Source organism: Plantibacter sp. RU18, from assembly GCF_050613355.1.
GTDB lineage: Bacteria > Actinomycetota > Actinomycetes > Actinomycetales > Microbacteriaceae > Plantibacter.
On the sequence record NZ_CP159618.1, the window covers coordinates 3,129,148 to 3,141,602 of the forward strand.

Consider the following 12,455-nt stretch of genomic DNA (forward strand, 5'->3'; position numbering starts at 1 on the left):
GCCTACCCACGCATCGGAGTCCTCATGTCTCACCCGACACCCTCAACGCAGACGGCACCACCGCAGGTCGGTCTGCAGGATGCGCGACGCATCGCCTTCGCGGCCTTCGTCGGCACCGCCCTCGAGTGGTACGACTACTTCCTCTTCGGCACCGCCGCGGCCCTCGTCTTCAACCGCCTCTTCTTCACCGACCTGGATCCGTCGGGCGCGACCCTCGCGGCCTTCGCGACCTTCGGCGTCGGCTTCGCGGCCCGCCCGATCGGTGCTGTCGTGTTCGGCTGGATCGGCGATCGCTACGGACGCCGTCCCGCGCTCCTCACCACGATCGTCATGATCGGCAGCGCGACCGGGCTCATCGGCATCCTCCCCGACTATCTCGCCGTCGGCATCGCCGCGCCCATCATGCTGGCCGTGCTGCGACTCGTCCAGGGCTTCGCGGTGGGCGGCGAATGGGGCGGAGCCACGACGATCGCGATCGAGCACTCTCCGGAGAAGCAGCGCGGACGGTTCGCGGCACTCGTGCAGATCGGGTCCCCCGTCGGCACGCTCGTCTCCTCCGGTACCTTCGCGCTGGTGCTCATGATGCCCCCCGAAGTCTTCGACGCATGGGGCTGGCGTATTCCGTTCCTCGCCGCGTTCCCGCTCCTCGGCGTCGCGCTCTACATCCGACTGAAGGTCGAAGAGTCGCCCGTGTTCAAGCAGCTCGTCGAGAGCGGCGACCAGGCCAAAGTGCCGGTCATCGAACTCTTCCGCACTTCCGGTCGGCGCCTGCTCATCGCGGTCGCTGCGGCCATGCTCGGCGTCGGCGGCTTCTACATCATGACGACCTTCGTCGTCAGCTACGGCACCAACGTGCTCGAGGTCGACCGACAGGTCATGGTCAACGCCACCCTCGTCGCCGCCGTGCTCCAGATGGTCGTCACGATCTTCGCCGGACGCCTCGCTGACCGGTTCGGGCCCGGACGCATGACCGTCGTCGGCGCGGTCGCGACGGGTCTGGCCGCCTTCCCGCTCTTCTGGCTCATCGACACCAGGAGCGCCCTCGGCATCACCGTGGCGGTGAGCATCGGCATCGCGCTGATCACGATCGCCTACGCCGTCACCGGAGCCCTGCTCGCCGAACTCTTCCCGCCGCGGCTGCGCTACAGCGGCGTCTCCCTCGGCTACAACATCGCCGGCGCACTGAGCGGCTTCCTGCCGCTGATCGCGACCGCTCTGCTCACCGTCGGCGGGGGTGCGTCGTGGCCAGCAGCACTCGTCCTCATCGGCATCTGCATCATCACCGCGATCGGAGGCGCCTTCGGTGAGCGGATGCGCCTCACCGATGACGGGCTGGCCCGGACTTCGCCTCAGACGATTGATGCGCGTGCTGACTGACGCCGGACTCCTCAGCCTCGAAATCACTCCCCACGACCAGAAAGTTGACCCCGATGACTGACCTACAGACACCCACCGGCGCCCCTGCCGTGACCGGCGAGCAGACGGAGCGCATCCTCGCCGCCGTCGACGAGGCGTTCGACGCCCAGATCGCCTTCACACAGGAGCTGGTGCGACACCCCTCGCTCCGCGCGCAGGAGGCGTCGGCGCAGGACCTGATCTACGGGGCCATGGCAGGACGCGGCCTCCGCATGGACCGATGGGAGCTCGACCCGGTCGAGCTCGCCGCGCACCCCGGCGCCGGGGCGATCGAGATCTCCTACGAAGGCATGGACAACGTGGTCGGCACGTACACGCCCCCGAAGGACGCCGGCAGGTCGCTCATCCTCAACGGCCACATCGACGTCGTCCCGGAAGGGCCGGAGGACCAGTGGCAGCGCTCGCCGTGGGACGCCACCGTGCGCGACGGCTGGCTGTACGGTCGCGGCAGCGGTGACATGAAAGCCGGACTCGTCGCCAACCTGTACGCGTTCGACGCGGTGCGGGCCGCAGGGCTCACTCCGACCGGACGTATACATTTCGAATCCGTCGTCGAGGAGGAGTGCACCGGCAACGGCTCGCTGGCCGCGCTTCTGCGCGGCTACACCGCCGATGCGGTCGTCATCCCGGAACCGGAGGAGGACATGCTGGTGCGCGCGAATACGGGCGTCATCTGGTTCCGGATCCGAGTCGACGGCCGACCGACGCACCCTCGCGAGATGCAGACCGGCTTCAACGCGATCGACGCGGCTTACTTCGTCGTCGAGCGACTGCGAGAAGTGGAGAAGCGCTGGAACGCGCAGCAGGGCGCTCACCGCTACTTCGAAGACCTCGACCACCCGATCAACCTGAACGTCGGGAAGATCAAGGGCGGCGACTGGGGCTCAAGCGTTCCGGCCTGGTGCGAGGTCGACCTGCGCGTCGCACTGTATCCGGGTACGACCGCCGACCAGGCGTGGGCCGAGATCGAGGCGGCGCTTGCCGACATCACGAAAGACGCCAGCGGAAATGCGGTGGCCGCTACCGCCACGAAGACCGGGTTCTTTGCGGAGGGCTACGTGCTCGAAGAAGGCGGAGAGGCGGAGCGGGTGCTCGAGGACAGTCACCGTTCGGCCTTCGACGGCGCTCAGCTCGAGTCGTTCGTCACCCCGGGCTACCTCGACGGCCGCGTCTTCGTGCAGTACGCCGGCGTGCCCGCGCTCGTGTACGGCCCCATCTCCGAGGCCATCCACGGCTACGACGAGCGCGTCGACGTCGAGTCGGTGCGGCGGATCACCAAGTCGATCGCCCTCTTCATCGCGGAATGGTGCGGGGTCGAGTAGACGATCCGGCGGGCACGGAAGGCGACCGCAGTGTCTCAGGGATCCATCGCGGAAATCCTTCGTAATGCCCGGGGCAATCGCGCACGGTACATCACTTGGGCCTCTTGGGCCACGGGTCGTGTCCCCCATTTGGGGAGATCCGTCGATTGACCGTAGCGTGGCCGAGGTCCACAACCGAAGTATGACGAAAGGAACACAGAGGATGAAGACGACCAGAATCGGTCTGACTGCGGGGGCATCCCTGACAGCGGCAGTGCTGCTGTGCACCACGGCTGCGCCAGCGTTCGCGTCTGCGCCGAGCGAAGTACCCACCGATGCGAAAAGCGTGACGATGGACGCGGCGCAGACGACGGATCTCACCCCGGAGGAGGCTGCGCTCGCCAAGACCGTCGACCAGCTCACCGCGGGTGTCGACCAGGCCACACTCACCTATGACGCACGAACCGTCCCGGCGGAGGTCGCCTCGAGCGAGACCGGCCAGGAGTTCGCTGCGGAGTTCGCCCGCTCCGGCGGCACGGTGATCGCCGCAGACGGCACCTCGACGGCGCCGGCCGCCCAAGACCGCCAGGCGGTGACCGCGGCGGCAGCGCAGGGACGCATCTGGCAGGACGCCTGGGGCGTGCACATGACCGTGCCGAAGGACACGATGGACCGGCTGGCGACGCTCGCCGCGACCGGAAGCGCAGGGGCTGGCGCCATTGCTGGCCTGCTCGCCGTGAACATCGAGGGCTTCCCCATCAGCACCACCGGCGCACTCGCCTCAGGCGCTGTGGCGGTGGGCCTCATCGCCGCAGCAGGCGCCCTCCAGGTGTGCAACATCAACGGCAACGGTGCCCAGTTGAACTACAACTGGATCCTCTGGACGTGCTGGCCGCTATGAGAACCGTGCAGATCATCGCCGCGCTGACCGGGCTCGTGCTCATCGTCTTGAGCGTCGCGAGTCAGGTCCAAGGACTTGTCACCGGGTCCGGTTTCCTCGAACAGCAACAGGGCTGGTTGGCGATCGTGGGAGCGGCCCTGGTCGTCGTCTCGTTCATCGCGCTGGGATTGCAGAAGCAACGGCGCTCCCAGCGGTCTCGCTGACACAGCGCGTACCCCGGAGCGCCGGGCGGAATCACTGATTCCGCCCGGCCCTCCGGTGTGAGCGCCTCAGCCCTGCAGCGGTGTGATCTCGACCGACCCCGAGGAGAACGGGAACGGGAACAGGACCTGGATCGGCCCTCCGTTCCAGCTGGAGAGGTCCAGCTGTGCGAACCAGATCTGCGCGACGAGGATGCTCGCGAGCGCCACGCCGCAGACGATCCAGCGGGCACGGGAGATGAAGCGCAGCGCCTCGGCCTGCGATGAGGCCCGGCGGAGGATGATGCTCAGTACCGCGATGACACTGCCGCCGATGATGCCGTAGACGAACGGGCTCGGCAGCAGGGAGACGGTCAAGCAGTTGGGTGCGGTGTCCGTCGGCATGCCGTCGGCGTCGATGAAGGCGCCACTACCGTCGAACCCGCCCGGACAGATCCCCTGCGTCGCGTGGCTCAGCGCCGTGTAGACGAGGGATGCCAACACCGCCCAGACGAGCAGCGCACGGATCGCACGGATGATGTCTGCACCGGGCACTCCTTCGCGTGTGGATGTGCTTCCTGCGTCAAGCGTGTCGGTCACGGCATCTCCCCCAAGATCGTTCGTGGCTCCCAACGGTAGCTCTTCGATCCGCCGCATGCACGAGGGCCGGATGGAATCGTCGATCCCCTCCGGCCCTCGTGTCGCAGCGCGCGGTGACTTAGAAGTCCCAGTCCTCGTCTTCCGTGACGACAGCCTTGCCGATCACGTAGGAGGAGCCGGAGCCGGAGAAGAAGTCGTGGTTCTCGTCCGCGTTCGGGGAGAGCGCAGAGAGGATCGCGGGGTTCACGTCCGTGAGGGTCTTCGGGAACATCGCCTCGTAGCCGAGGTTCATGAGCGCCTTGTTCGCGTTGTAGTGCAGGAACTTCTTGACGTCTTCGGTGAGACCCACCTCGTCGTACAGGTCCTGCGTGTACTGGACCTCGTTCTCGTACAGCTCGAAGAGCAGCGAGAACGTGTAGTCCTTGATGTCGTCACGCTCGGCCTGGGTCAGCTTCTCGAGACCCTTCTGGAACTTGTAGCCGATGTAGTATCCGTGCACGGCTTCGTCACGGATGATCAGACGGATCATGTCGGCCGTGTTGGTGAGCTTCGCGCGGCTCGACCAGTGCATGGGCAGGTAGAAGCCCGAGTAGAAGAGGAACGATTCCAGGAGCGTCGAGGCCGCTTTCCGCTTCAGCGGGTCGTCGCCGTGGTAGCGGTCCATGACGATGGACGCCTTCTTCTGCAGGTTCGGGTTCTCGACCGACCAGCGGAACGCCTCGTCGATCTCCTTCGTGGAGCTCAGCGTGGAGAAGATGGACGAGTAGCTCTTCGCGTGCACCGACTCCATGAACGCGATGTTCGTGTAGACGGCCTCCTCGTGCGGTGTGATCGCATCGGGGATGAGCGCGACGGCGCCGACGGTGCCCTGGATGGTGTCGAGGAGGGTCAGGCCGGTGAAGACGCGCATGGTCAGCTGCTGCTCGGCCGGCGTCAGGGTGTTCCACGACTGGACGTCGTTGGACAGCGGGATCTTCTCGGGCAGCCAGAAGTTGTTGACGAGGCGGTTCCAGACCTCGACGTCCTTCTCGTCCTCGATCTTGTTCCAGTTGATCGCCTGTACCCGGTCGACGAGCTTGAGCTTCTCTGACATGTGAATTCGTGTCCTCTATCGGAAGTGTGGTGGGGACCTGCGACAAGCTCAGGTCCGGTGATGCGGGGCCTTCGACAGGCTCAGTGACCGAAGGTCCGGTCACTGAGCCTGTCGAAGTGCGATGCGCCAAGGATGACGCCCGGCGGCGTGAACCGCTAGAGCATGCAGCTGACGCAGCCGTCGACCTCGGTGCCCTCGAGCGCGAGCTGACGGAGACGGATGTAGTAGATCGTCTTGATGCCCTTCTTCCACGCGTAGATCTGGGCCTTGTTGATGTCGCGGGTGGTGGCGGTGTCCTTGAAGAACAGCGTCAGCGAGAGCCCCTGGTCGACGTGCTGCGTCGCCGCGGCGTACGTGTCGATGATCTTCTCGGCGCCGATCTCGTAGGCGTCCTCGTAGAACTCCAGGTTGTCGTTCGTCATGAACGGTGCCGGGTAGTACACGCGACCGAGCTTGCCTTCCTTGCGGATCTCGATCTTCGACGCGATCGGGTGGATCGACGACGTGGAGTTGTTGATGTACGAGATGGAGCCGGTGGGCGGAACGGCCTGGAGGTTCTGGTTGTAGATGCCGTGCTCCTGAATGGACGCCTTCAGCGCCACCCAGTCCGCCTGCGTCGGGATGTGCACACCAGACTGCTCGAAGAGCTCCCGGCCGCGAGCGGTCTCGGGCTCCCACACCTGGTCGGTGTACTTGTCGAAGAACTCACCCGATGCGTACTGCGAGTCGGCGAAGCCTTCGAAGGTCTCGCCGCGCTCCTTCGCGATGAGGTTCGAGGCGCGCAGCGCGTGGAACACCACCGTGTAGAAGTAGATGTTCGTGAAGTCGATGCCCTCGGGGCTGCCGTAGTGCACCCGCTCACGAGCGAGGTAGCCGTGGAGGTTCATCTGGCCGAGGCCGATGGCGTGCGACTTGTCGTTGCCGTCCTCGATCGAGCGCACCGAGGAGATGTGGCTCTGGTCGGACACCGAGGTGAGGCCGCGGATCGCGGTCTCGATGGTGCGGCCGAGGTCGGGCGAGTCCATGGTCAGTGCGATGTTCAACGAGCCGAGGTTGCAGGAGATGTCCTTGCCGATGACGTTGTACGAGAGGTCCTCGTTGTACGTGGTCGGCGTGTTGACCTGGAGGATCTCGGAGCAGAGGTTCGACATGTTGATGCGGCCCTTGATCGGGTTCGCCTTGTTCACGGTGTCTTCGAACACGATGTACGGGTAGCCCGACTCGAACTGGATCTCCGCGATGGTCTGGAAGAACTCGCGGGCGTTGATCTTCGTCTTCTTGATGCGCGAGTCGTCGACCATCTCGTGGTACTTCTCCGAGATGGAGATGTCTCCGAAGGGCACACCGTAGACGCGCTCGACGTCGTACGGGGAGAACAGGTACATGTCCTCGCCCTTCTTCGCGAGCTCGAAGGTGATGTCGGGGACGACGACGCCGAGGGACAGCGTCTTGATACGGATCTTCTCGTCGGCGTTCTCACGCTTGGTGTCGAGGAAGCGGAGGATGTCGGGGTGGTGCGCGTTGAGGTACACGGCACCGGCGCCCTGACGCGCTCCGAGCTGGTTGGCGTAGCTGAAGGAGTCCTCGAGGAGCTTCATCACGGGGATGATGCCACTCGACTGGTTCTCGATCTGCTTGATGGGGGCACCCGACTCGCGGATGTTCGAGAGGGAGAGCGCCACACCACCGCCGCGCTTGGAGAGCTGCAACGCGGAGTTGATGCCGCGGGCGATCGACTCCATGTTGTCCTCGATGCGGAGGAGGAAGCAGGAGACGAGTTCGCCGCGCTGCGCCTTGCCCGAGTTGAGGAATGTCGGGGTCGCGGGCTGGAAACGACCGGCGACGATCTCCTCCACCAGTGCCACGGCGAGCTTCTGGTCGCCGTCGGCCAGGCCGAGAGCGGTCATCACGACGCGGTCCTCGAAGCGCTCGAGGTAGCGCTTGCCGTCGAACGTCTTCAGCGTGTACGAGGTGTAGTACTTGAACGCGCCGAGGAAGGTCTGGAAGCGGAACTTCTTGGAGTAGGCAAGGTCGTTGAGCTTCTGGATGAAGTCGAACGGGTACTTGTCGAGCACTGCCTGCTCGTAGTACTCCTTCTCGACCAGGTAGTCGAGACGTTCCTTCAGCGAGTGGAAGAACACCGTGTTCTGGTTGACGTGCTGGAGGAAGTACTCCCGCGCGGCCTCACGGTCCTTGTCGAACTGGATCTCGCCGTTCGGGCCGTAGAGGTTGAGCATCGCGTTGAGCGAGTGGTAGTCCATCTGGCTCGTCGACGGTGCGTCGATCACTGAAACTGGCGCTGCTGCCAAAATGATTCCAATCCATCATGGACGGCGGTGACGTCGTCCTGGGTTCCAAAAAGTTCGAATCGATACAGGTGCGGGACCTTGCACTTGCTGGCGATCACGTCGCCGGCGAGCCCGTAGGCTTCGCCGAAGTTCGTGTTGCCGGCGGCGATGACCCCGCGGATCAGGGAGCGGTTGGCCTCGACGTTGAGGAACCGGATCACCTGTTTGGGCACTGCTCCGTCTCCGTTGCCCCCACCGTATGTGGGGGTGACGAGGACGTAGGGTGCCGTGGCGTGCACGGCTTCGTCTTTCGCATACAGCGGGAGCTGCAACGAGGGCAGTTCGAGCTTCTGCATGAAGCGATGCGTGTTGCCGGAGATACTGGAGAAGTAGATCAGCCGCGGTTGCACGGTGGACCTCCTCGTCGGATTCCGGACGGTCGGATGGATCGGTGGTGGAGGAGCTGGCTCATACTGCAGCCGGCGACCGTGGGCTCAAGCCAGACGTGCGGCGAGCTCTTCGATTTTGTCGGGGCGGAAGCCCGACCAGTGGTCTTCCTCGGTGATGACGACGGGTGCCTGCAGGTAGCCGAGCGCCTTGACCTGCTCGAGTGCGTTCTCGTCCACGGACAGGTCGAGGATGTTGTACTCAATCCCCTTGTTGTCGAGCGCGCGGTAGGTCGCCGTGCACTGGACACAGCTGGGCTTCGTGTAGACCGTGATTGCCATAGCTTTTCGTGCCTTCCCCTCAAAAATCTGATGATTCCCTCGGCGTCCTGCGCCGGGGTTCCAATACTACATATAGTTGGCGACCTTCTGGCGAACCCCAAGGGGTAGTAGTTACAGGCCTGTAGTTTTCCACCGGGTTCTCCACCGTTTTCACGGAGTTATCCACCGGTTCTCCACTGGGTCCAACGCATCCGAGCCATGCGAAAATCCCGGATTCCCGGCCTTTTCTCCCCCGTCTGAGGGAGATCTATCCACAGGTGAAATTCTCCTCCCCACCACCGACATCGAACCTTCCCTTGGGCGTGTCGTGGGCGTGTCGCGGACGCCCCAGCGGATCCATAGACTGGTGTCCTTGTGAGCAGCTACCGTGACCTTCTTCGCACCCCCGGCGTCGCCCGGATCATCACCGCGCAACTCACCGCCCGATTCCCGTTCGGCATGCTGTCGCTGGCGTTCCTGCTGCACATCGAGCAGGTCACCGGCTCATACGGTGCCGCAGGTCTCGTGCTCGCGGCGACGAGCATCGGTCAGGCGATCGCCGGCCCACTGACGAGTCGATGGATGGGCGTCTGGGGCATCCGCAAGGTGCTGCTCCTCACGCTCTCCGTCTGCGCCGTCGCGGTCACGACGATCGCGCTCGTCCCGATGACCGTCCCCGCGTACATGGCCGTCGGTTTCGTCGCAGGTCTCGCCACGCCCCCGGTCCAACCGGCGGTACGCACCATCTACCCGAAGCTCGTCACCTCGCAGCAGCTCACCCCCCTCTTCTCGCTGGACGCCTCGGCACAGGAGATCATCTGGGTGCTCGGCCCGGTGGTCACCACCTTCGTGTCGACCCAGGTCGGCACGGTCTGGGGGATCCTGCTCGCCGCCGTCATCATGGTCGTCGGCTGCCTCTGGTTCATCTCCTCCCCTGAGGTCGGCCGCGTGCGAATCCCGAAGAGCCGTCGCAAGCTCGGGCAGGTCCTCAAGCGCCCGCCCGTGCTCCTCGCGACGATCGTCGGCTTCCTGCTCGTCGGTGCGTGCGCGGCGGTCGAAGCCGGTGTCGTGGCGACGTTCGGCCACGACGGGCTCGAAGCCGGCATCGTCCTCGCCATCTTCTCGGTCGGTTCCCTCGCCGGTGGCCTCGCGCTCGGCCACACGCCGATCGGTCCCTACGCGCTCGCCCGCCGGATCTTCATCGTGTTCGCTGGCCTGTCCGTCGCGAGCCTCTTCCTCAACGCGTGGTGGCTGTCGGTCACCCTGTTCATCGCCGGTATCGGCATCGCCCCGGCGCTCGCGGTCCTCTTCGCGATCGTCTCGGCGAGCGTGAAGTTCAGCGACACCGCCGAAGCGTACGGTTGGGTCGGCACCGGGCAGCTCATCGGCGCCGCGATGGGGTCTGCGGCCGCAGGTTTCCTCATCGACGGCTCGGGCGCGGTCGGCGCCTTCTGGGTCGCCGGGGCATTCGCCCTCTTCGGCTTCGTGATCCCCTGGGTCGGCCATCGCTGGCACCCGGATCTCCGCGGGCGCGACGCGAGCCCCATCCCCGACACCGAGCCGATCAACACACAACCATCCTGACCCGACGGCCCGGCGTGCCTCGTCAGGCGGTGGTGCGGAGGGGTGAGAGCGCGCCGTGCAGGAGCGCCAGCTCGTCGAGCATCATCGGCAGGACGAGGCGCTGACGGTCGTTCGCTGCGAACACGCCATCGGCGACCTGTCGCGCGACGTACGGGATCTCGACGTTCGAACCGGTGCTCACCAGGCCGAGCGCCTGCAGGACGGGCCGTAACGCCACGACGCCGCGCGTCCCACCCGAGAGGCCGCCATAGCTGACGACGCCGACCGGCTTCCGCCACCACTCGTGCATCAGGAAGTCGAGGGCGTTCTTCAGCGCCGGCGCGTAGCTGTAGTTGTATTCAGGTGTCACGAACACGAACGCGTCGGCTCGGTCGACCCGCTCGCTCCAGTCGATCGTGTGCTGTTTCGTGTACGCGCGCTTCCTCGGGTGCGCCTCCTCGTCCATGAACGGGAGCGCCAGGTCGCGGAGGTCGACGGCGTCCACCGCGAAACGATCGTCGGCGGCTGCGACACCGCGGACCCATTCGGCGACTGCACCACCGACACGGACTGGACGGACGCTTCCGGTGACGATCATGAGCTGCGGCATGGACTCCCTTTCGACGATGACGGATGCGTTTCGAGGATACTGGTGTGATGGCAGACACCTCGCCCACCGTCACGCTGAACGACGGCCACACGATCCCGCAACTCGGTTTCGGCGTCTACAAGGTCGCGGACGACGAGAGCACCGCCGTCGTCGGGACGGCGCTCGAGGTCGGATACCGGCACATCGACACCGCTTCGCTGTACGGCAACGAGCGCGGGACCGGCTTGGCGATCCGCGAGTCCGGCATCCCCCGCGACCAGCTGTTCGTCACGACGAAGGTCTGGAACAGCGATCAGGGCTACGAGGAGACGCTCCAGGCCTTCGATACGAGTCTCGAACTCCTCGGCCTCGATCATGTCGACCTCTACCTCATCCACTGGCCGGCTCCCCGGCAAGACCGGTACCGCGAGACGTGGCGTGCGCTCGAGCGCCTGCAGGCGGAGGGTCGGACCCACTCGATCGGCGTGTCGAACTTCCACCGCAGCCATCTCGAGCGCCTGCTGGAGTCCGCCGAGGTCACCCCCGCGGTCAACCAGATCGAACTGCACCCGTTCCTCCCGCAGCGTGAGCTACGCGCCGTGAACGCCGAGCACGGCATCGCGACGGAAGCCTGGTCACCGCTGGCTCGTGGGCGGTTCTTCACGCCGTCGGCCGACGGGGTGGACGCCGCCTCGGACCTCGGCGCGATCGCGGCGAAGCACGATCGATCCGTCGCGCAGGTCGTCCTGCGCTGGCACCTGCAGCTCGGCAACATCGTCATCCCGAAGTCGGTGACGCCTGCTCGCATCGCCGAGAACTTCGCCGTGTTCGACTTCGTACTCGACGACGACGACATCGCCGCCATCTCGGCGTTGGAGTCCGGCGAGCGCACCGGCACGGACCCTGACACGCTCGATTGAGCCGATGCGCCGCCGCCGGGCGTCGGTGATCCGGCGCTCTAGGCTTGCGGCATGACCGAGCCCGTCGCCGACGCCTTCGCCGCGTCCGCCCTCGCCGTCCACACGATCACCACCGTGGAACTCCCACGACACAGCTGGGGTCCGCCGGATGCTCCGAACCGTGCGCTCGTCGTGCACGGCCTCGGCAGCAACGGGCCGAGCACCTGGCGCATCTGTGCGTCGCTGGCCGATCGTGGCTGGCGGGTCGACGCGGTCGACCTCCGCGGGCATGGCGTCGCCCCACGAACCCTCGACTACCGTGTCGAGGCGTACGCGGCGGACCTGGTGGCGGCGCGTCCATCGGCCGGCAGCGCTACGCCGTGGAACCTCGTGATCGGCCATTCGCTCGGCGGTGCGGCTGCCGCGGTCGCCGCGGCGGCAGACCCGCACTGGACGGACGCTCTGGTGCTCCTCGACCCGGCCATCCATCTCGACGAGCACGATGCCGGCGTCATCCGCGCGAGTCAGGAGGCTGCGTTCGCGGACAACACCATTGCGGCGGTCCACGCGAAGAATCCGGACTGGCACCCGCTGGACATCGAGTTGAAGGTGCAGGCCGTGTCCCAGGCGAGCCGATGGGCGATCGAACAGACGAGCGATCAGAACCACCCGTGGGACGTCCGGCCTGCTGCCCACTCCTTGGCGACCCCGACCTTCGTCGTAGCGGCGGACCCGGATGTCTACAGTCTGTTCCGAGGGCCACTCGCCGCCGATGTCCTCACGAACAAGCGGGTCAGCATGACGATCATCCAGGGTGCCGGGCACAACGTGCACCGCGACCGCCCGGCACAGACGACGAAGACGATCGGCGACTGGGCGGACCTCCAGGTCGTGCAGGGTGCTCGGCGCGATACCTGAT

At 65.8% G+C, this 12,455-nt stretch carries 13 protein-coding genes; 7 read left to right on the forward strand and 6 right to left on the reverse strand.

Annotated features, from left to right (window positions below; translation table 11 throughout):
* Positions 1-24 precede the first annotated feature (24 nt).
* From ABMA10_RS15020 to ABMA10_RS15035, 4 genes are all read left to right on the forward strand, one after another.
* Positions 25-1,377, forward strand: coding sequence for an MFS transporter (locus ABMA10_RS15020; protein WP_347869485.1), 1,353 nt, complete (start codon positions 25-27; stop codon positions 1,375-1,377).
* Positions 1,378-1,430: 53 nt separating this feature from the next.
* A complete protein-coding gene (locus ABMA10_RS15025; RefSeq protein WP_347869486.1) occupies positions 1,431-2,738 on the forward strand; it encodes an ArgE/DapE family deacylase in 1,308 nt (435 codons plus the stop codon).
* A gap of 202 nt (positions 2,739-2,940) precedes the next feature.
* Positions 2,941-3,618 carry a hypothetical protein gene (locus ABMA10_RS15030; RefSeq protein ID WP_347869487.1) on the forward strand — a complete coding sequence of 226 codons (678 nt, stop codon included), beginning with the start codon at positions 2,941-2,943 and terminating at the stop codon, positions 3,616-3,618.
* A complete protein-coding gene (locus ABMA10_RS15035; protein WP_347869488.1) occupies positions 3,615-3,821 on the forward strand; it encodes a hypothetical protein in 207 nt (68 codons plus the stop codon). Before ABMA10_RS15030 ends, ABMA10_RS15035 begins: the two co-directional genes overlap by 4 nt.
* 66 nt (positions 3,822-3,887) lie before the next feature.
* On the opposite strand, the gene ABMA10_RS15040 is transcribed toward ABMA10_RS15035, so the two are convergent.
* From ABMA10_RS15040 to nrdH, 5 genes are all read right to left on the reverse strand, one after another.
* Positions 3,888-4,397: a hypothetical protein gene (locus ABMA10_RS15040; RefSeq protein ID WP_347869489.1), complete on the reverse strand. Its 510-nt coding sequence runs from the start codon at positions 4,395-4,397 to the stop codon at positions 3,888-3,890.
* 118 nt (positions 4,398-4,515) lie between these two features.
* Complete coding sequence (gene nrdF, locus ABMA10_RS15045) at positions 4,516-5,490, reverse strand: class 1b ribonucleoside-diphosphate reductase subunit beta (protein WP_347869490.1); 975 nt, start codon at positions 5,488-5,490, stop codon at positions 4,516-4,518.
* Between the two features lie 155 nt (positions 5,491-5,645).
* A complete protein-coding gene (gene nrdE / locus ABMA10_RS15050; RefSeq protein ID WP_347869525.1) occupies positions 5,646-7,751 on the reverse strand; it encodes a class 1b ribonucleoside-diphosphate reductase subunit alpha in 2,106 nt (701 codons plus the stop codon).
* A 23-nt stretch (positions 7,752-7,774) separates the two neighbouring features.
* Positions 7,775-8,188 (reverse strand): class Ib ribonucleoside-diphosphate reductase assembly flavoprotein NrdI, encoded by a 414-nt coding sequence (nrdI, locus tag ABMA10_RS15055; protein ID WP_347869491.1) that lies wholly within the window; start codon positions 8,186-8,188, stop codon positions 7,775-7,777.
* An 84-nt stretch (positions 8,189-8,272) separates the two neighbouring features.
* The gene (nrdH, locus tag ABMA10_RS15060) at positions 8,273-8,506 is read right to left on the reverse strand and encodes a glutaredoxin-like protein NrdH (RefSeq protein ID WP_056007615.1); all 234 of its coding nucleotides are present in this window, start codon (positions 8,504-8,506) and stop codon (positions 8,273-8,275) included.
* Positions 8,507-8,860: 354 nt separating this feature from the next.
* Here nrdH and ABMA10_RS15065 point away from each other — a divergent pair, with 354 nt between their 5' ends.
* The gene (locus ABMA10_RS15065; RefSeq protein WP_347869492.1) at positions 8,861-10,069 is read left to right on the forward strand and encodes an MFS transporter; all 1,209 of its coding nucleotides are present in this window, start codon (positions 8,861-8,863) and stop codon (positions 10,067-10,069) included.
* 22 nt (positions 10,070-10,091) lie between these two features.
* Here the strand turns inward: ABMA10_RS15065 and ABMA10_RS15070 are convergent, their stop codons facing one another.
* Entirely contained in the window at positions 10,092-10,658 is a 567-nt protein-coding gene (locus ABMA10_RS15070; protein ID WP_347869493.1) for an NADPH-dependent FMN reductase, read from the reverse strand.
* Between the two features lie 47 nt (positions 10,659-10,705).
* Here ABMA10_RS15070 and ABMA10_RS15075 point away from each other — a divergent pair, with 47 nt between their 5' ends.
* Together ABMA10_RS15075 and ABMA10_RS15080 are read left to right on the forward strand one after the other, a co-directional pair.
* Positions 10,706-11,557 (forward strand): aldo/keto reductase, encoded by an 852-nt coding sequence (locus ABMA10_RS15075; protein ID WP_347869494.1) that lies wholly within the window; start codon positions 10,706-10,708, stop codon positions 11,555-11,557.
* A gap of 51 nt (positions 11,558-11,608) precedes the next feature.
* Positions 11,609-12,454: an alpha/beta fold hydrolase gene (locus tag ABMA10_RS15080; RefSeq protein ID WP_347869495.1), complete on the forward strand. Its 846-nt coding sequence runs from the start codon at positions 11,609-11,611 to the stop codon at positions 12,452-12,454.
* Position 12,455: the final 1 nt, after the last annotated feature.